The following is an 18,972-nucleotide window of genomic DNA, read 5'->3' on the forward strand; positions in this document are numbered from 1 at the left end:
TTAACGGCATGTCGCAATACTTCCATCAGGATTGTATTTTACGCTAGCACCTGATGTGAATTGGATATATTTGACACCGTCTACACAAACCTCATCGTAACCAAAATACTTAGCGCAACCCCGAGAGATGGTTCCACATCCTAATAAAAATAATGTGGAGAATAATAAAATTTGAATTGGTTTGATTCGTTTCATGTGTTGACTCCTTTACCTAAATACATAGCATTCCAAATTGATTCGAGTTTTGAAAAATGGGAAGTTAATTGGTTTTTATGATACAAAACAATATTGGATTTTTTTAAGTTATGAATTGATTTTGGGATTTGGTGTAAAATTTCTTTCGTACGAATTGTTTCCTCTTCCCAATCAATCAAGTTCACTTTTTTCAATTTTGCAAATACCAGTTCTAATTGTGAATGGAAAACTTCTTTGCGAAGTTCAGAAGCGAGTGTGATTTCTGGAAATTTGATTTCGATTTGATTTTTCAGATGCAAGATTAAATCAATCAGCTGTTGTTTTTTAATTTTAGATTCTTTTTCTAATTTTAATAATACAAATGAGGTTAGGTTTGCAATCGTGACAGTATAGTTTTTGCCCAATGTTTCTGCTACCAATTTAACAACTTGGTCACCAGACATATCTTTTTGGATTTCAAATGGTCTTCCATATTTAATATATAACTTTGTTTTTTGGTAAGAAAGATGATCATACGTTAATGTGAAGCTGTTAAAATGGAGTTTGTCAATTTTTGATTTGATGTAGTAGGCTCCGCGTTTCACTTGATTTAAAAATCCATCATGATTGTAGGTACCTTCTGGAAACATAAACAAATTACGTCCCTTGCGAATATGTTCCACTAAATCCGTCCATTCGCTATCAACTTTGTCACGAAGTTCACCCTTTTTAATCAATTCCCTTGCATTGTCACGGAACGGGCGTTTGATGGGGACTGCCCCAATATAACGTAATAAGATAGGAATGATGTTTGTCGCATCAATGAACTTAAATATCCATTTCAAAATCCCTTTCGCCCTGAATTCCTTCTGTAAAAAACCTGGCAACAAAATGTCCTCACGAGCAGGAATGATCATTTTGATTTTTGGTTTGAGTCTTGGGTAAACCATTGACAAGGAAACAACGTCTGCTTCGGAAACATGATTGCATAATAAAGCAGTTGGATAAGGAGATTCCAACTCTTCGTTCTCATGGAAATTTTCTTCTATCGAATGGAATACGAGTCCTTTAGCCAAACTTACAAGTTTGATCAGAAAGTCATAGGGGATCGTATGTTTTTTAGGTTTCATTGAGGTAGGTATCGAAAAAAAAGCAGAATCAGTCAATGATTCTATGGGTAAAATTACTTTACAGGTTGTCTTCTCTCTCTTGAAATACGTCGGGAAATTGCACTTGAGATGGAAATATGAACAAAAGATTTTTTGAATCAGATCCAATTCGAATCTTAGGTTCCTCCATTGTAATGGCTTCAGTTACGTATTTTGGATATCTGATATGTTTAAAATTGGACCCAATGATTTCCTATTTTTTGGCAGCCAGTGTTGAAGCACTAGCAGCATTGATTTTAATCCAAACCCTTGGGAAATGGAAGGAGGTGATCATCTTTTCATTCATTGTCGTTTTCATTTTACAATTTAGTTTTCGCTCTGAGATGAGATCCTTAAGCCATTTGCGAATGTATGATCCGGAGTCAATTCCAACGAATTTGCCAAAAGACGGGTTTGAATTTTTGAAATTAGAAGGGTATCGTTTTGAGGACTTACAATCTACCTTAAAGGATTGGGAAAAAAAATACCCGACTGTTGCCAAAAACAAGATCACCTGGTTAGCCTTTTATGAAAGTAGGGAATCCTATTTGGATTCCCAAGCATCACTACTTTTATTTTTGCTTTTTATGACACCCACTATTTGGTTCTTTGTCGGATTCGTTTGGATTGTCCGAGAAGGTCTCCATTCCCTTTTCCATTTTTTTCGTTCATAAAATGAACAAAAATTTCTTTACTTTGTTCAAAGACTGAACACATTTTGACAAAGAATGGGACTCAGGGGGCGAAGCTATGCCTGGGGTCCATTCAAAACGTGGCATTCCATTTCCACAAGGTGTCCGAAACGGGCACAGATTCCTCCATGAAAGAACAATACGAATACAGCGACCACCACCTCAAGTTACTCCAATTACTTGATGAGAACCCTAATTTATCACAGAGAGACGCATCGGATGTGTTGGGACTCAGTTTAGGAAAGGTGAATTATATTTTGAAGGCATTTCTCGACAAAGGGCTGATCAAAATGAATAATTTTCGTAATAATAAAAACAAACTTGCGTACACATATTTACTCACACCACAAGGAATCGAAGAAAAAGCTCGAATGACTCTTCATTTTTACGAAAAGAAAAAAAGAGAATACGAAGCACTTCGCGCTGAGGTAGAGAAGTTAGGTGAGACCATCGAAAAGTTAAGCTGATCGATTTGGATTATTTAACCAAAATTCATTTAATTATAAACTGGAAATACGATTATGAATGTATCATCAAAAATTTATGTTGCTGGACACAAAGGTCTTGTTGGATCTGCTTTAGTAAAAGTATTAAACAAATCTGGATACACAAATGTTATTGGTAGGTCTCATCAAGAACTAGATTTAACCAACCAAAAGGATGTGATTCAATTTTTTGAATCTGAGAAACCAGAATATGTATTTCTTGCAGCAGCTAAAGTTGGCGGAATTCATGCTAATAATACCTATCCTGCTGAATTTATTTTTTCAAACTTACAAATTCAAAACAATATCATCGATGCATCATATCGTTATGGAATCAAAAAACTTTGTTTTTTGGGATCTTCTTGCATTTATCCTAAATTTGCCAAACAACCCATGGATGAAGGCCAACTTTTAGATGGTAAATTGGAACCGACAAATGAACCTTATGCGGTTGCAAAAATTGCAGGCATAGTAATGTGTCAGTCTTACAACCGTCAGTATGGTACAAATTTTATATCGGTGATGCCTACAAATTTGTATGGACCTGGTGATAATTACCATCCAGAAAACTCACATGTGTTACCTGCTCTTATGCGAAGGTTCCATGAGGCTAAGGTCAATCAGTTGCCTGAAGTTGTGATTTGGGGAACTGGTAAACCCCTTCGTGAATTTTTATATTCTGAAGACATGGCAAGGGCCTGCGTATTTCTAATGGAGAATTACGATGTAACAGGAGATCCAAAGGGTGGCGAACATGTGAATATCGGTTCTGGGATTGAAGTTAGTATCAAAGAACTTGCAGAAACAGTGAAAGAAGTTGTTGGTTATAATGGAAAACTGATTTTTGATCCAACAAAACCTGATGGAACACCTAGAAAATTATTGGATGTATCTAAACTCCACAAAATGGGTTGGAAACATGAAGTGAATTTGAACGAAGGTGTTCGTCTGACTTACGATGATTATTCTAAATCAATTTAGGATTGTATATTGATTCATGAGTTTTCATTTATTATTTTTTACCAATTGATACAATGCAAGATCTGATCATCCTTACTGTTTTACTTTTGATTTTTGCTGCAATAGTAATTGTATATTTATTTGAAATCTCAACTGGTTTTGTTTTTTTTACATTATCCATACTCTTTTTATTAACGGGTTTGATTGAAACAAAAGAGTTTTTATCTTCTTTTTTTGATGAAACTCTCATGACAATTGTAACTCTTATTTTTATTTCCAAAGGGCTTGAATACAATCGATTAACGGAGGTTTTTCGGAATTTATTATTAAACGGTACAAAAAGATACGTTTTATTCAAGTTAAATGTGTTTTCAATGGTTTATTCCATGTTTGTGAATAATGCGGCTGTTGTATCGACTATGATTGGAATTTTAAGAGGGCGTTACAAATACCAAAGGCCTTTTTTAATGTCAATCTCATTTGCTTCCATTTTAGGTGGTATGCTCACCTTGGTAGGAACTTCGACTAATTTGATCGTGAATAATCTAAAAATGAAATCTGGATTTCCTACCTGGAATTTATTCGATTTTTTTGTGATTGGTATCATACCGGCAACTGTAGGATTAATTTATTTGGCCAAGGTACCTTTACAATTGTTTGGTGAGGCAGATACAGATTTAAAAGATAAGAGTTCAATTTTTGAGGTACACGTTTCGCCTGATTCTAAATTAATTGGTAAATCGATAGAAGAGAATGGACTTCGGAATCTTAAAAAAATATTCTTAGGAGAAGTTGTTCGTGAGAATGGGGAATTAGTGTCTCCTGCATCACCAACTCATATTATCCAAAAAAATGATCGTTTGGTTTTTGTTGGAGATAAAGAAGACATTCTGTCTGTTGGAATTCTAAAGGATTTGGTTGTTTTGGACACAGATTCTAGTTATCTATTAAAGAATGTAAATGAAGTCATGGTGTCAGATGAATCTGATTTAATTGGACTCACACCTAAAAATGCACAATTTCGAGCTAGGTTTAATGCTGTGATCATCTCGATTAGAAGAGGGGATAAGGTCTTTTACAAAAATATTGGGGATGAAACAATTCGGTCAGGAGACCAACTTACGCTTGTGATTGGAGATGATTTTAATAAATCTTATACGAATGATTTAAGTTTTGTCCACTTGGAAAAAAAAGTGGAAACGAATGGAATTATGAGTTCTATTTTGTTTTTGGTATTTTTTATCTGTATCCTTATTTTAAATTTATTTGGATTACTTTCCTTATTTAAAGGAACACTTCTTGTGTTGGTGTTTGCTTTCCTCACAAAAATCATTTCCTTAAATTCCTTAAGAGCTGAAATACCTTACAATTTAATTATGACAGTGGGATCTGCCTTTGTGATTTCAGTTGTCCTTAAGAATCTAAAAGCACCTGAATTGATCTTATCGTTTCTATTGCCGTATTTGCTTCAAATGCCCGTTTTTATTTCCCTTTTTCTGTTTTTTATATTCGTTATTTTTTTAACTGAGTTTGTAAGTAATGCTGTTGCTGCAGGGATTGCATTTCCTTTTGCCTTGTCTTTAGCACAAGGACTCTCAACGGCAACGGAACCTTTTTTCTTAGTAACAGCATTTGGTGCAAGTGCTAGTTTTTTAACACCTTTTGGTTACCACACGAATATGATGGTATTTAGCATTGGTCATTACAAACCATCAGAATTCCTTAAATTAGGACTCCCTCTCACAATTGCTTATGTAGTTTTTGTATATGTTTCAATCTTGTATAAATTTGATTTATACGTTTCTTTTTAAATTTTAATTCAAGTAATTCCTCTCAATTTTATCATGTCAAATATTTCTAAAGTTTGGTTTCTCCTCGATAGCGCACAGAAGAGGCGCACTGTTTATATGTTTGTCTTGATATTTTTTAGTTTGCTTTTTGAATCATTCGGGATTGGGGTGATTGTTCCCTTAGTCTCTGTATTGACAGATTCGAGCCAATTAAGAGAAAATCAATATTTTGTAAGTGTGATTTCTTATCTCGGAAATCCTCCGTTAGAGACTTTGGCTATTTATGCAATGGTTCTCATGGTAGTGTTGTATACGATTCGAACCATTTATTTAATTTATTTTACTTGGGAACAGGCAAGTTACGCGGCTGAATTTCAAAGTAAATTATCGAGAACACTTTTTAAAAAATATTTAGACCAACCGTATTTATTTCATGTGAATCGAAATTCATCTGAGTTAATTCGGAATACTTCCACGGAAGTGGCTGCTCTTGTTTCGATGGTGCAACAAGCCTTATCATTTTTTAATGAAGCAATCACTATGGTTGGGATTTCCTTGTTTCTAGTTTATGTGGAACCCGTTGGTGCATTTGTTGTAGTGGGTTCGTTAGGGTTGGCAGCTGGAATTACATTTGTCCTTGCTAGAAAAAAATTGTTAACACTTGGTTTACAAAGGCAAAATTATGAAGCAGAAAGGATTCGTCATTTTCAACAAGGGTTAGGTGGTATCAAGGATATCAAAATTTATGGACGAGAGGATGAATTCTTAAGTCGTTACCGAAAGGAAAGTGATGGTGCTGCAAGAGTAGTGAAACAGTATACAACTCTGGTTGCCTTCCCTAGATTATGGTTGGAGTATTTTTCTATTTTAGGATTTGTGCTTTTGATTTTAACATCACTTAGCCAAGGGAAAACATTGAGTGAAGCCGCTACTTTGGTAGCTTTATTTGGTGCTGCTGCTTTTCGGGTGATGCCTTCGATTAATCGGATGCTCGTTATCATGCAAAATATAAAATTTTCTCTTCCGACAATCGATTTGATTTACCAAGAATGTAAATTAAAAGACTCTCCAAAAGAAAAAAGAGTACAAAGTGTTAAAGAGACTCTTTTAGAATTTCACTCCTTAAAATTAGAAAATTTACAATTTAGTTATTCATCGGTTCCTGTGATTAAAAATATTTCATTGGAAATTGAATCTGGTACTACCATTGGATTTATCGGTGAAAGTGGTGCAGGCAAAAGTACTCTTTTAGATCTGATTTTGGGTTTAATCACACCTGATTCTGGTGATATTAAAGTAAATGATAACTCGATATTGAAAGATCCAAATTCTTGGCAAAGGATTATTGGGTATGTCTCCCAGAACATATATCTAACTGATGATACTTTAAAGAACAATATTGCTTTTGGTATACCAGATAAGCAAATTGATACCAACCGAGTGAATGAAGCAATTCAACTTGCGCAACTAGAGAGTTTTGTGAACAAATCAGAATTTGGAATCGAAACAATTGTTGGAGAAAGGGGTGTTAAGTTGTCTGGTGGGCAAAAACAAAGAATTGGAATTGCTCGTGCATTATATCATAACCCATCTGTTTTAATTTTAGATGAAGCTACTAGTTCCTTAGATTTAAATACTGAGAGTGAAGTGATGGATGCAATCAATGCATTACATGGTCAAAAAACAATTTTGATCATTGCTCACCGTCTAAGTACCCTTCAAAGTTGTGACAAAATTTATAGAATCGAAAATGGTATGATTTTTCAAGATCACTCTATACATGAACAAAGGAAGAAAATATGATTCCATACGGTAGACAGGATATTTCACAAGCTGATATCGATCGAGTTGTTGAAGTATTAAAAGGTGATTTTTTAACACAAGGACCCATGGTTCCAAAATTCGAAGCAGCTGTTGCCGCAGGTTCACAGGTGAATCATGCTGTGGCTGTTAATAGTGCAACTTCAGCTTTACACATAGCTTGTTTGGCTCTCGGTGTTGGACCTGGAGATTATGTTTGGACAAGTCCAAATAGTTTTGTTGCTAGTTCAAACTGTGCTTTGTATTGCGGAGCAAAAGTTGATTTCGTTGATATAGATAAAGATACATATAATATTTCCGTTGAAGCTTTAGAGTCTAAACTCATCCAAGCAGAAAAACAAGGCACTTTACCCAAAGTTGTAATCCCAGTTCACTTTGCGGGCCAAGCTCCCGAGATGGATAAAATTCACATTTTATCCCAAAAATATGGTTTTAAAATCATTGAGGATGCTTCGCACGCAATCGGTGCATCGTATAAAGGTAAACCTGTTGGAAATTGTGAGTATAGCGATATCACAATCTTTAGCTTTCATCCCGTAAAGATCATCACAACGGGTGAAGGTGGAATGGCACTTACAAATGATGAGAAGATTTATGCAACGCTTTATAGACTTCGTAGTCATGGAATCACACGTGATGTAAATCAGATGGTGAATTTACCACATGGCCCATGGTATTATGAACAAATTGAACTTGGATTTAATTATAGAATGACTGATATCCAAGCTGCGCTTGGTTATAGTCAATACCAAAGGTTAAATGAATTTGTAAGCAAACGTCATCAAATTGCGAATACATACTTTGAACTTTTTAAAAATAAACCAGTTATTTTACCGAAACAAATGCCGGATTCATATTCCTCGTTTCATTTATTTGTTCTTCAATTGAAACTAGAAGAATTGGAATCTTCTCAAACCCAAATCTTTGAGAGATTTCGAAATTCTGGCATTTTGGTAAACCTACATTATATTCCAATTTATCGTCAGCCATACTATTCCAAAATGGGATTCAAAATTGAAGATTTCCCAAACATGGAAGAGTATTACAGCCGTGCATTGAGTATCCCAATGTATCCAGGACTTACGAATGACCAATTAAAAGAAATTGTTCTCCGTCTCACCACACCCATCGGTCACCAAACTCTTTTTTAAACATGCAACAACAGTTAACTTTAGGAACGGTTCAGTTTGGATTAAACTATGGAGTTTCGAATTCAGTAGGGAAAGTAAATCCAAAAGAAGTAGAATCGATTTTAGATATTGCTTATGAGAATGGAATCTCGGAGTTAGATACTGCGGTTGCCTATGGGGACAGCGAATTCATTTTGGGTAAGCTGATAAACGGAAGATTTAAGGTATCTACCAAATTACCAAAATTGGATTTAGAGAATCAGAAGAATGTTCGTGAATGGACCAAATCACAAATTGAATCTTCTTTAGAAAGATTAAACGTCAATCAAATCGAAACCCTTTTTTTACATGATGTTTCCGTAATATTTAGTCCTAATGCATCTGAAATTTACGAAACCATTCAGGATTTTATTTCCAAAGGAACCATTCGTAAATTTGGTTTGAGTATTTATAATCATCATGATTTGGAAAAAATTCCAAGTTATGTTGAATACAATCGAATCCAATGTCCTATCAATGTATTTGATCGTTCCTTAGAGTCTAGTGGATGGATGGATTCTTTACATTTAAAGGGAATTGAAATCCAAGCACGTTCCATTTTTTTACAAGGAATCCTCTTGATGAAAAAAGAAAGAAGACCCAATTATTTTTCTAAGTGGTCTGGATTGTTTGAAAAATGGGATAAAACGATAGAGATGAACCAGATTTCTCCTACACTCCTCTGTATTCTTTTTATAAAAACTCTAACTAAAGTTTCAAATGTGGTTTTTGGTGTAGAATCAAAGAACCAACTTTTAGAAATTATCTCCCATTTTAAAGAAAATCGAACATTACAATTTTTGGATGGACTCTCTTCTGATGATGAAGACTTAATTTTTCCGTTTCGTTGGACATTGAAATGAAAGTATTAGCGATCGTACAAGCGAGAATGGGTTCCACAAGGTATCCAGGGAAGGTAATGGAACCAATTATTGGTTACCCTATGATTGATTTACTGATCAATCGATTGAGAACCTCTCGGTTGATAAACCAAATCATTGTTGCAACTTCAATTGCTTCCGTAAATGATCCTTTTGTTAAACATCTACTTGAGTTGGAAATTGATTGTTTCAGAGGTAGTGAAAACGATGTTTTAAACCGTTTTTATTTAGCAGCAGAAAAATATAAAGCGGATGTAGTTGTAAGAATCACTGGCGATTGTCCTCTTGTGGATGCGAACTTGGTAGACCAAGTGATCGACCTTTATTTACAAGGTGGGGTTGACTATGCTTCAAATATCAATCCTCCAACTTACCCAGACGGTTTGGATATCGAAGTATTCTCATTTGATGCATTAAGAGAAGCTAACGAAAAGGCAACAGCAGACTTTGATCGGGAACATGTAACTCCCTTCTTAAGAAGAGAAAAACAGTTTCGAAGAAAAAATATCGTAAATGCTGATGACCATTCATCCCTAAGATGGACAGTGGATGAACCAGAGGATTTGGTTGTCATTAAAAATGTATTTGAACACTTTTCACCGAATACCAGCTTCTCTTGGTTAGATGTATTGGCATTAGAGTCATCAAAACCTGAGTTATTCCAATCTAATAAAAAATATTTAAGAAATCAAGGTTCGATTATGAGTAGTGGCCAAAAACTTTGGCAGAGGGCAAAAAAAGTGATCCCTGGTGGAAACATGCTTCTTTCAAAAAGAGCAGAAATGTTTTTGCCTGAAAAATGGCCTGCATACTTTAGCAAAGCTAACGGATGTAAGGTTTGGGATATCGATGGCAAAGAATATATCGATATGTTTCTTATGGGTGTTGGTACGAATACTTTAGGATATGGTCATCCAGAAGTTGACCAGGCTGTTTTTGAAGTAATCAAATCAGGCAATATGTCAACACTTAACTGTCCTGAAGAAGTTTACTTAGCTGAGAAGTTAGTTGAATTACATCCTTGGTCTGATATGGTTCGTTTAGCAAGGACAGGTGGAGAAGCAAATGCAATTGCTATCCGAATTGCAAGAGCAGCTTCAGGAAGGGATAAAGTAGCTATCTGTGGTTACCATGGCTGGCATGACTGGTATTTATCGGCAAACCTATCAAGTGATGATAGACTCTCTGGTCATTTATTACCAGGTTTAGATCCAAATGGAGTCCCAAAATCTTTGGCTGGATCTGTTTTTCCATTCCATTATAATCAAATCGAAGAATTGGTATCCTTAGTTAAAAATGAATCAATTGGTGTGATTATGATGGAAGTTTCTCGGAACACTGGTCCAAGCTCAGGATTCTTAGAAAAAGTCAGAGAGATTGCAACTAAGAATGGAATCATACTTATCTTCGACGAATGTACTTCAGGATTTCGACAAACCTTTGGTGGTTTACATAAACAATATAAGGTTGATCCTGACATGGCAATTTTTGGGAAAACATTAGGAAATGGTTATGCGATTACAGCTATCATAGGAAGAAGAAATATCATGGAGTCCGCGCAAGCAACATTTATCAGTAGTACGTTCTGGACAGAACGCATTGGGCCCACTGCTGCATTAAAAACTTTAGAAGTAATGGAAAATTTAAAATCGTGGGAAACAATCACTGCGATTGGAAATCAAATCACAGACGCATGGAAATCATTAGCGAGTGATACTAAACTTGAATTGGATTATTGGGGTTTACCTGCACTTTGTGGTTTCACTGTAAAAAGTTCTAATGCATTAAAGTACAAAACTTACATCACACAAGAAATGCTAAAAAAAGGATATTTAGCAGGTAATTCTGTCTATGCATGTATCAGTCATACGGATGAGATCATAGAGAAATACTTAGAAAATTTAAAACCTATTTTCCAAGTGATCTCACAATGTGAAAATGGAAAGGATATTGATACACTCTTAGAAGGACCTGTTTGCCATTCTGGATTCAGCCGTTTGAACTAAAGAGTTATAAGTTCTGTAGTGGTTCTTTTTTTAACTGAGTATTTTCGATTGAATGGATTAGGGCATCTTAGGCGATGTATTGCCTTCTCTGAATTGTTTGAAAGTAAAGGGATTAAAAAACAAATCCTTGTAAACACTGACCACGAGGACGCAGACGTATTTCATACAGATATAAAACAACAAAATTGGCTGGTTCATAAGCAATTGGAAACTAAGTATGATGCAATTATCATTGATTCATACCGAGCTCAAGCTGCTGACTATGAACACTTTAAACAATATACAAATCATTTAGTTGCGATTGATGATGACAATCGAATAGAATATCCATCTGGTTGTATCATTTACAATGGGGGACTCGGAGGTTTGATTTACCAATATGATCCGAATCGATTTAAAAAGATATTAGCTGGTCCCGAGTATGCTTTATTGAGAAAAGAGTTTCGAGAGAATCGAGAAGAGAAAAAGATAAATCAAAATTTAGAAAGGATACTCATCACGATGGGAGGAAGTGATCCTTTACACTTAACGTCCAAATTAATACAATTTTACCATGCTGAATTTCCATCTTCTCAATTGGATGTGATCATTGGTCCAGGTTTTACGGATTTTAAAGAAGAAGAGTTCATTCACGTTCCTACTCTCAAGATATATAAAAATCTCGATGCTCGTTCTATGTGTGATCTTATGATCAAGGTTGACTTGTGTATTACTGCAGGTGGACAAACGATCTATGAACTAGGCAAATTGGGGATTCCTTTTATTGTGATCCAAACTGCAGAAAACCAATTAGGAAATATTTCTGGACTCGTAAAATCTGGTGTGATCGAATCTTTTATAAATCCAAGTATGGGAGACTTTTTAAAAAGTCTTTCCCAGTTAAACCAGAAACTGGCAGATGTTGCCATCCGACAAAATATGAGTACAAAACTAAAAACGATTTTCCAGAACAAATCTTTGGATATCGTTGGATCCATTTTAAATTAAATGAACGAAGTAATCTTTTGTGGTTTTGGTGGCTTAGGGCAAAGTTGTTTATCCGAACTTATAAACTTTGGTTTAAGAGTCACTCATGTATTAACACATAAAGAATTGAAATCTGATTCTGTGGATACCCTTGCCTTAGAAAATAAAATTCCATTTTACTATTCTGATTTGAGAAAAGACCAAATCCTTTTGGATGAACTGAAGAGTAAAAAAGTCAAATATCTCATTAGTGTAAATTACCGTTATATTATCCCTATCCAGTTGTTAGAATCTGCATCATACCCTCTGAATATCCACGGATCCTTATTGCCTAAGTATAGGGGAAGGGCTCCTCATATATGGGCCATTATCAATGGTGAGAATTTTACAGGTGTGACTTGCCATATCATGGAAGTTACAGTTGATACTGGGCCAATTTATAGCCAAATTAAAATTCCAATTTCCTCCGATACAACTGGAAATGACATCATCAACGAGTTTAAAAAAATATATCCAATCGTTTTAAGAGAGACTTTAGAAAAAATTAAAAACCAATATCTACCAACTCCTCAAAAGGAAGAGGATGCAACGTATTTTGGGAAACGGATTCCTGAGATGGGTTATATCGACATTCTCAAATCGAAACAGTCAATTATAAATTTTGTTCGAGCGCAAACTCGTCCTTATCCAGGAGCTTACTATTATTTACCTACAGGTGATAAAATAATCATTTATAAAATCTCAGTATTCAACTCAAAAGAATTTGAAACTACTTTAACTTTGGGAAGTATTCGAAAGTTTAACGAAGATTACTTGCTTAGTGTTTCTGATGGAATTTTAATGATAACGGAATATGAAATTATATGAACTTTGAATTTTCTCGAAATAAAAAACCTTTTATCATCGCGGAGATGTCAGGAAATCACAACCAATCTTTAGAAAGAGCATTGGAGATTGTTGACTCAGCCGCAAATTGTGGAGTCGCAGCAATAAAGATACAAACCTATACTGCTGATACACTTACCATTGACAAAAGTGATGGTGAATTTTTTATTTCAGATCCAAAAAGTTTATGGAAGGGGACTTCACTTTACGAGTTGTATAAAAAAGCTTACACTCCTTGGGAATGGCACAAAGCTATATTTGAATATGCAAATAAAAAAGGAGTTCTGTGTTTTAGTTCGCCCTTTGATTTTTCAGCCGTAGATTTTTTAGAATCTCTAAATGCACCAGCGTATAAGATTGCATCGTTTGAGAATAACGATTTACCACTCATTCGGAAAGTGGCTGCAACCAAGAAACCCATAATCATTTCAACTGGGATGGCTACAATAGCAGAGGTTGCAGAAGCAGTGGATGCCGTAAGATCTGTTGGGAATGAAAAACTGACTCTTTTGAAATGTACAAGTACATATCCTGCTAGTCCCGAAAATACCAACATTCTTAGTATCCCAGCAATGAGAGATATGTTTCGTTGTGAGGTTGGACTGTCAGACCACACAATGGGAATTGGAGTCGCGGTTGCCAGTGTTGCACTTGGGGCAACAGTTATCGAAAAACATTTTACGTTACGAAGAGCAGACGGTGGAGTTGATTCCACTTTTTCTCTGGAACCAGAAGAGATGAAAGCACTGGTCGTGGAAAGTGAACGAGCTTGGTTATCACTTGGTTCTGTAAAACTGGAAAGATCAGAAGCAGAAGAAAAATCCATCATTTTTAAAAGATCTTTGTATGTAGTGAAAGATGTCAAAAAGGGTGAAACATTTACGAGTGAATCAGTTCGGAGTATTCGACCTGGTTATGGAATCCCTCCTAAGTATATCGATATTATTATCGGATCTAAAGCTATGTTTGATATTCCGAGAGGAACTGCAGTTAGTTGGGATATGATCAATGGAAAAAAATAATCATTTATCGGTTGCTATAGTTGGGGCTGGACTTAGTGGTTCATTACTAGCCATCAATTTATTAAAAAATACTTTTGATGGAAAAATTGAAATATTTTTAATTGAATCAACAAAAAAAAGATTTGGAAGAGGTGTTGCATATTCACCGAATTCAATTTATCAAAAATTAAATGTTCCTGCAAAAGGTATGAGTTTGTTTCCAGAAAATCCGAATCATTTTGTGGATTGGTGGAAATCGAATGGAAAGAATTATTTTTATTTGGGAGAAAGTTATGATGAAAATTCATTTTTCCCTAGGTTTATTTTTGGTGATTATTTAGAATCTACTTTGAATTCCAATATTCAAACAAAATCATCCAATAAAGAATTTTTTACAATCAATGATGAAGTAATTGATGCAACAAAAATTGAATCTCAATGGAAAATCAAACTTTCTTCGGGTGCGGAGTTAATTGTAGACAATCTTATACTCGCAACAGGGAATATACCACCTGGAAATCCAAGTTATCTAGCAAAGGAAGTATTAGATAGTAAACGTTATTTACATAATCCATGGGATGATAGTTTATTTGAATCAATTCAACAGAACGAATCCTTAGGTATATTAGGTTCTGGATTGTCAATGGTTGATGTAATTATGACCTTAAAAAGAAAAAACTTCCAAGGGAAAATTGTTTCGTTTTCAAGGTCAGGAAAATTACCCAAAGTTCATTCGAAACCAGATCATATGAATCCAACTCCTTTTCCTACATTGAAAGGAAATGCAAACGAAGATGTTCATCTGATTCGGAATTGGATTCGAGAAAATGAAGGAATTTCCGATGTTCATTTAATGAATGTAATCAGACCTTTCACTTCCGAAATTTGGAAATCTTGGGATGCTAAAAACCAACTTCGATTCATACGACATGTTCGTCCATTTTGGGAATCCTTCCGTCACAGAATTCCTTCCGAGTCTATGGCGATTATTTCTGAATGGATTCAATTTGGAAAACTAACATTTTTAAAAGCAAGAATTCAATCTTCCAAACTGGAAAATGATTCTATTGAAATTTCTACCTTAGAACCTCACGCAAAATTAGGATCTTATCGGTTTGATCGTCTGATCAATTGTACAGGACCTGATACAAAGTTGAAGGAAGTAAAAAGTGATTTATATACCAATTTGAAGAAGAAAGGATATATCACCCAATCGGAAAACGGAATTGGATTTGTCACAGGAAATTTAGGTCAAGTAAAAACAAAAGAAGGTAAGTTTTTAGAGAATTTATACTGTTTGGGACCACTTAGAAAAAATGAATTATGGGAATCAACTGCTCTGCGGGAAATTAGAGACCAAGTAATCGAGTTAACCTCTGTTATTTCAAACATAAACACAAAAAATACCGATCCACTGAATCAATCTAGTTTATAAGATTTGTACAAATATTCTCTCTAGGAAATCACTCAACATATCAGCTTATGAAAAAATTTGTAGCAACCATTGAAGCAAGAATGACTTCTTCACGTTTACCTGGTAAAGTATTATTGCCAGTTCTTGGAAGACCAATCCTTGGTTATCTAATTGATAGATTGAAAAAAGTTCAAACAATCGATGAAATTGTACTCGCAACAACAATCAATGAATCTGATAACCCAGTCGTTGATTTTGCAAAATCCGAAGGGATTTCAGTGTTTAGAGGGAGTGAAGATGATGTTTTACTCCGTGTGGTTGGTGCAGCAAAGTCTGTGGAAGCTGATGTGATTGTTGAAATTACAGGTGATTGTCCTATCATTGACCCAGAGATCATAGACCAATGTATTCAATTATATAAGTACAATAACGCGTCTTATGTTGGGAATGCACATGTTAGAAGTTATCCGGATGGAATGGATGTGCAAGTGTTTTCATTAAATGATCTTGAGAAATCGGGAAATCTAACGAATGATAAACTAGACCGAGAACACGTTTCTCTATATATGAGAAATCATCCAGAGTTATTTCCCCATTTACATCTTGTTGCACCTACTTCTGTGTTTTGGCCTGAATTAGGCCTTACACTGGATGAAAAACAAGACTTTGAACTTTTGAAATCGATCATTGAACATTTTAATGAGATCAAAAAACCTTATTTTAGTATTTATGAATGTGTTTCCTATTTAAAAGAGAATCCTAGATTATTAGAAATCAATAAAAAAGTATTAAGAAAGGGTGATACTTAGAATTGAAAGCATTTATAGTTGGTCTTGGGCAAATTGGAATGGGGTATGATTATAAAGAAGATTACCATGTTTCTTGTTTAACCCATTTGAACGCTGTACTTGCACATGATGGATATGAATTAGTCGGTGGATTTGATGTTTCCCTAGAAAGACGAAACATGTTTGAATCTAAATCAAAGGTTTCAAGTTTTGATGATCTTTTGCAGGGGCTAACGAAAACAAATCCCGATATTGTTATCCTTTCCACACCGACCGAAACACATTTTGAAATTCTGAAAACAATATTAAAACAGAAATTTTTAAAGGCCATATTGTGTGAAAAACCTGTTTCTTACGATGATGAAGAGGCAACGCAGATGGTTGAATTGTGTCAGAAAAATAATGTAAAATTATTTGTTAATTACCAAAGGTTTTACTTACCGTCATCAGATTTGATAAAGAAGAGATTATACCCCTCTAACACAAAAATCGAATTTCTAAAGGGTGTTTGTTGGTATTCAAAAGGCTTAATTCATAATGGAAGCCATTTTATCAATCTTTTGGAATCTTGGTTGGGAAATTTAAAGTCAATTGAATCAATTGAATCACATCAGTATTGGTCAAACGAGGATACGGAACCTGATGCTTTATTTAGTTTTCAAAACGGAAAAGTGTTTTTTATCTCATCGAGGGAATCAGATTTTTCCCATTATTCCATTGAACTAGTTACTTCCGAAGGGAAACTCACTTATAAAAACGGGGGAGATGAAATCTATTGGCAAGATAAGGTTCCAGATCCAACCTTCCCTGGTTATACTATACTTTCTAAAAATATGGAACTAATCGAAAGTAATAGTCTTCAAAGCCAATATTTTGTTTTAGATAAAATTTTAAAGCATATGGAAAATCATAACTCTGTAGCAGTTTGTGAAGCATATAGTACGTTAAATATGATTAGAATGTTAAGAAAATTAAAGGTTGAGAAATGAGTGATACATTAGCATTGTTAGGTGGTTCAAAGGTCATTAATTTTGAATTGAATCGGTATAATTCTTTGGGCCCCGAAGAAGTTGAAGCTGCTAAAAAAGTAGTGGAAAGTGGAAATTTATCTCAATTTTTGGGATGTTGGGATCCTGATTTTTATGGTGGCCCCAAAGTACAAGAATTCGAAAAGAATTGCAGAGAGTATTTTAATGTGAAACATGCAATCACGGTTAATTCTTGGACATCGGGACTGATTGCCGCAATTGGTGCGATTGGCATTGAACCTGGAGATGAAATTATTGTCAGCCCTTGGACAATGTCTGCCTCTGCAACAGCAATCCTTCACTGGAATGCAATTCCGGTTTTTGCAGATATAGAACCGAATACCTATTGTATTGATCCAGTCTCCATAGAAAAAAATATCTCACCATATACAAAAGCAATCATGGTTGTAGATATCTTTGGACAATCTGCAAATATGGAAGAGATCAATCGAATCGCAAAAAAACACAATTTAAAAGTAATAAATGATACTGCCCAATCTCCTGGCTCCCTTTATAAAGGTAAATATACAGGAACGTTAGGTGATATTGGTGGTTATAGTTTAAATTACCATAAACATATCCACACAGGTGAAGGTGGTATCCTTGTTACAAATGATGATGAACTTGCTGAGAGAATGCAGTTAATTCGAAATCATGCGGAAGCTGTTGTGAAAGATAAGGGAGTTACCAACCTAACGAATATGGTAGGTTATAACTTTCGATTAGGTGAAATTGAGTGTGCAATTGGCATTGAACAATTAAAAAAATTGGATTCCAAAATTAAGTCTCGGATTCATGCCGCTGAAAGATTAAGAAATGGATTAAAAGGTTTATCTGGATTAAAATTACCTGAAATTCGATCTGGGGCAACTCATGTTTATTACATTTTTCCAATGGAGATTGATGAAAAGGTAACAGGGGTAAGTAAAAACAGAATTTATGAGGCATTGGTTGCGGAGGGAGTTTCTGATATTTCTTTGCAATATGCAAACCTACACCTTTTGCCGATGTACCAAAAGAAAATTGCATATGGTTCGAAAGGTTTTCCTTGGACTTCTGATATATGTAAAAGAGAAGTGGACTACTCTAAGGGAATTTGTCCCGTTGCTGAAGGTTTAAATGATTCAACTTATTTAGGATATGAAATGTGTGTAAGAGAATTCCCTGATGAACATGTTGACTTAGTGATCAGAGCATTTCAAAAAGTTTGGAATCACCTAAATCTATTAAAATGATCCATACATTTTTAAAAGATTATTATTTAAGGCCACTACGGAAAACCGATTTAGATGGGCCTTATTCCTCTTGGTTCTCTGACCAAACCATTACAAAGTATAGTTCTCATGGGAAATTTTTTAAGAATGAGAACTACTTCCTTTCGTTTTATGAAAATTTAAATAGAGAGGACCAAGTGGTCTTAGCTATTTTTCATACTTTAGATGGACATATTGGCAATTTAAGTTTACAAGATATTTCTTGGATCAATCGAACAGCTGAATTTGCAATCATTATTGGAAATCAAAATCATCAAAATAAAGGTGTTTCGTATGAAGCATCAAAATATATCTTGGAGCATGGTTTTAATAAACTCAATTTGAATAAAATCTATTGTGGAACTTCTGATCAGAATATAGGAATGCAAAGGTTAGCTTTAAAACTGGGTATGAAGGAAGAGGGACGTCGTGTGGATCATCTTTTTCTAGAGGGAAGTTATCATGATGTTCTAATGTATTACATTTTAGCTAAAGATTGGAAAACGTAATC

General features: G+C 34.8%; 18 protein-coding genes. 16 read left to right on the forward strand and 2 right to left on the reverse strand.

Annotated elements, in window-relative coordinates:
* Positions 1-195: a hypothetical protein gene (locus EHQ43_RS18205; RefSeq protein ID WP_135742283.1), complete on the reverse strand. Its 195-nt coding sequence runs from the start codon at positions 193-195 to the stop codon at positions 1-3.
* Entirely contained in the window at positions 192-1,304 is a 1,113-nt protein-coding gene (locus EHQ43_RS18210) for a 1-acyl-sn-glycerol-3-phosphate acyltransferase (protein WP_135771954.1), read from the reverse strand. The genes EHQ43_RS18205 and EHQ43_RS18210 overlap by 4 nt, the downstream gene beginning before the upstream one ends.
* Before the next feature lie 116 nt (positions 1,305-1,420).
* Here EHQ43_RS18210 and EHQ43_RS18215 point away from each other — a divergent pair, with 116 nt between their 5' ends.
* The 16 genes from EHQ43_RS18215 (at position 1,421) to EHQ43_RS18290 (ending at position 18,970) form a co-directional block, all read left to right on the forward strand.
* Complete coding sequence (locus EHQ43_RS18215) at positions 1,421-1,996, forward strand: hypothetical protein (RefSeq protein ID WP_135771955.1); 576 nt, start codon at positions 1,421-1,423, stop codon at positions 1,994-1,996.
* A gap of 146 nt (positions 1,997-2,142) precedes the next feature.
* Entirely contained in the window at positions 2,143-2,481 is a 339-nt protein-coding gene (locus EHQ43_RS18220) for a MarR family EPS-associated transcriptional regulator (protein ID WP_135594790.1), read from the forward strand.
* A gap of 54 nt (positions 2,482-2,535) precedes the next feature.
* Positions 2,536-3,480 (forward strand): GDP-L-fucose synthase family protein, encoded by a 945-nt coding sequence (locus tag EHQ43_RS18225; protein WP_135771956.1) that lies wholly within the window; start codon positions 2,536-2,538, stop codon positions 3,478-3,480.
* A gap of 53 nt (positions 3,481-3,533) precedes the next feature.
* Complete coding sequence (locus tag EHQ43_RS18230; protein WP_135771957.1) at positions 3,534-5,270, forward strand: SLC13 family permease; 1,737 nt, start codon at positions 3,534-3,536, stop codon at positions 5,268-5,270.
* A 96-nt stretch (positions 5,271-5,366) separates the two neighbouring features.
* The gene (locus EHQ43_RS18235; RefSeq protein ID WP_167481826.1) at positions 5,367-7,052 is read left to right on the forward strand and encodes an ABC transporter ATP-binding protein; all 1,686 of its coding nucleotides are present in this window, start codon (positions 5,367-5,369) and stop codon (positions 7,050-7,052) included.
* The gene (pseC, locus tag EHQ43_RS18240) at positions 7,049-8,221 is read left to right on the forward strand and encodes a UDP-4-amino-4,6-dideoxy-N-acetyl-beta-L-altrosamine transaminase (protein WP_135771959.1); all 1,173 of its coding nucleotides are present in this window, start codon (positions 7,049-7,051) and stop codon (positions 8,219-8,221) included. Before EHQ43_RS18235 ends, pseC begins: the two co-directional genes overlap by 4 nt.
* Before the next feature lie 2 nt (positions 8,222-8,223).
* Positions 8,224-9,102 carry an aldo/keto reductase gene (locus EHQ43_RS18245; RefSeq protein ID WP_135771960.1) on the forward strand — a complete coding sequence of 293 codons (879 nt, stop codon included), beginning with the start codon at positions 8,224-8,226 and terminating at the stop codon, positions 9,100-9,102.
* Positions 9,099-11,126 carry an aminotransferase class III-fold pyridoxal phosphate-dependent enzyme gene (locus tag EHQ43_RS18250; protein ID WP_135771961.1) on the forward strand — a complete coding sequence of 676 codons (2,028 nt, stop codon included), beginning with the start codon at positions 9,099-9,101 and terminating at the stop codon, positions 11,124-11,126. Before EHQ43_RS18245 ends, EHQ43_RS18250 begins: the two co-directional genes overlap by 4 nt.
* An 18-nt stretch (positions 11,127-11,144) precedes the next feature.
* Positions 11,145-12,113 carry a PseG/SpsG family protein gene (locus EHQ43_RS18255; RefSeq protein ID WP_135771962.1) on the forward strand — a complete coding sequence of 323 codons (969 nt, stop codon included), beginning with the start codon at positions 11,145-11,147 and terminating at the stop codon, positions 12,111-12,113.
* Positions 12,114-12,959 (forward strand): methionyl-tRNA formyltransferase, encoded by an 846-nt coding sequence (locus EHQ43_RS18260; RefSeq protein WP_135754326.1) that lies wholly within the window; start codon positions 12,114-12,116, stop codon positions 12,957-12,959. It abuts the gene before it with no gap.
* Entirely contained in the window at positions 12,956-13,999 is a 1,044-nt protein-coding gene (gene pseI, locus EHQ43_RS18265) for a pseudaminic acid synthase (RefSeq protein WP_135771963.1), read from the forward strand. Before EHQ43_RS18260 ends, pseI begins: the two co-directional genes overlap by 4 nt.
* Positions 13,986-15,413: an FAD/NAD(P)-binding protein gene (locus tag EHQ43_RS18270; protein ID WP_135754324.1), complete on the forward strand. Its 1,428-nt coding sequence runs from the start codon at positions 13,986-13,988 to the stop codon at positions 15,411-15,413. Before pseI ends, EHQ43_RS18270 begins: the two co-directional genes overlap by 14 nt.
* A 47-nt stretch (positions 15,414-15,460) precedes the next feature.
* Positions 15,461-16,201 (forward strand): cytidylyltransferase domain-containing protein, encoded by a 741-nt coding sequence (locus EHQ43_RS18275; protein WP_135754323.1) that lies wholly within the window; start codon positions 15,461-15,463, stop codon positions 16,199-16,201.
* A gap of 2 nt (positions 16,202-16,203) precedes the next feature.
* Positions 16,204-17,169, forward strand: a complete 966-nt coding sequence (locus EHQ43_RS18280; protein ID WP_135754322.1) for a Gfo/Idh/MocA family protein — start codon at positions 16,204-16,206, stop codon at positions 17,167-17,169.
* Complete coding sequence (locus EHQ43_RS18285; protein WP_135771964.1) at positions 17,166-18,443, forward strand: DegT/DnrJ/EryC1/StrS family aminotransferase; 1,278 nt, start codon at positions 17,166-17,168, stop codon at positions 18,441-18,443. The genes EHQ43_RS18280 and EHQ43_RS18285 overlap by 4 nt, the downstream gene beginning before the upstream one ends.
* The gene (locus tag EHQ43_RS18290; protein WP_208731144.1) at positions 18,416-18,970 is read left to right on the forward strand and encodes a GNAT family N-acetyltransferase; all 555 of its coding nucleotides are present in this window, start codon (positions 18,416-18,418) and stop codon (positions 18,968-18,970) included. The genes EHQ43_RS18285 and EHQ43_RS18290 overlap by 28 nt, the downstream gene beginning before the upstream one ends.
* Positions 18,971-18,972 lie beyond the last annotated feature (2 nt).

Origin of the sequence: Leptospira bouyouniensis (genome assembly GCF_004769525.1) — a bacterium.
In the GTDB taxonomy this organism is placed as follows: Bacteria; Spirochaetota; Leptospiria; order Leptospirales; family Leptospiraceae; genus Leptospira_A; species Leptospira_A bouyouniensis.

Coding starts and splice junctions, on each gene's coding strand:
- EHQ43_RS18205 (WP_135742283.1), bottom strand. CDS start 195: ATGAAACGAATCAAACCAATTCAAATTTTATTATTCTCCACATTATTT.
- EHQ43_RS18210 (WP_135771954.1), bottom strand. CDS start 1,304: ATGAAACCTAAAAAACATACGATCCCCTATGACTTTCTGATCAAACTT.
- EHQ43_RS18215 (WP_135771955.1), top strand. CDS start 1,421: ATGAACAAAAGATTTTTTGAATCAGATCCAATTCGAATCTTAGGTTCC.
- EHQ43_RS18220 (WP_135594790.1), top strand. CDS start 2,143: ATGAAAGAACAATACGAATACAGCGACCACCACCTCAAGTTACTCCAA.
- EHQ43_RS18225 (WP_135771956.1), top strand. CDS start 2,536: ATGAATGTATCATCAAAAATTTATGTTGCTGGACACAAAGGTCTTGTT.
- EHQ43_RS18230 (WP_135771957.1), top strand. CDS start 3,534: ATGCAAGATCTGATCATCCTTACTGTTTTACTTTTGATTTTTGCTGCA.
- EHQ43_RS18235 (WP_167481826.1), top strand. CDS start 5,367: ATGTTTGTCTTGATATTTTTTAGTTTGCTTTTTGAATCATTCGGGATT.
- pseC (WP_135771959.1), top strand. CDS start 7,049: ATGATTCCATACGGTAGACAGGATATTTCACAAGCTGATATCGATCGA.
- EHQ43_RS18245 (WP_135771960.1), top strand. CDS start 8,224: ATGCAACAACAGTTAACTTTAGGAACGGTTCAGTTTGGATTAAACTAT.
- EHQ43_RS18250 (WP_135771961.1), top strand. CDS start 9,099: ATGAAAGTATTAGCGATCGTACAAGCGAGAATGGGTTCCACAAGGTAT.
- EHQ43_RS18260 (WP_135754326.1), top strand. CDS start 12,114: ATGAACGAAGTAATCTTTTGTGGTTTTGGTGGCTTAGGGCAAAGTTGT.
- pseI (WP_135771963.1), top strand. CDS start 12,956: ATGAACTTTGAATTTTCTCGAAATAAAAAACCTTTTATCATCGCGGAG.
- EHQ43_RS18270 (WP_135754324.1), top strand. CDS start 13,986: ATGGAAAAAAATAATCATTTATCGGTTGCTATAGTTGGGGCTGGACTT.
- EHQ43_RS18275 (WP_135754323.1), top strand. CDS start 15,461: ATGAAAAAATTTGTAGCAACCATTGAAGCAAGAATGACTTCTTCACGT.
- EHQ43_RS18285 (WP_135771964.1), top strand. CDS start 17,166: ATGAGTGATACATTAGCATTGTTAGGTGGTTCAAAGGTCATTAATTTT.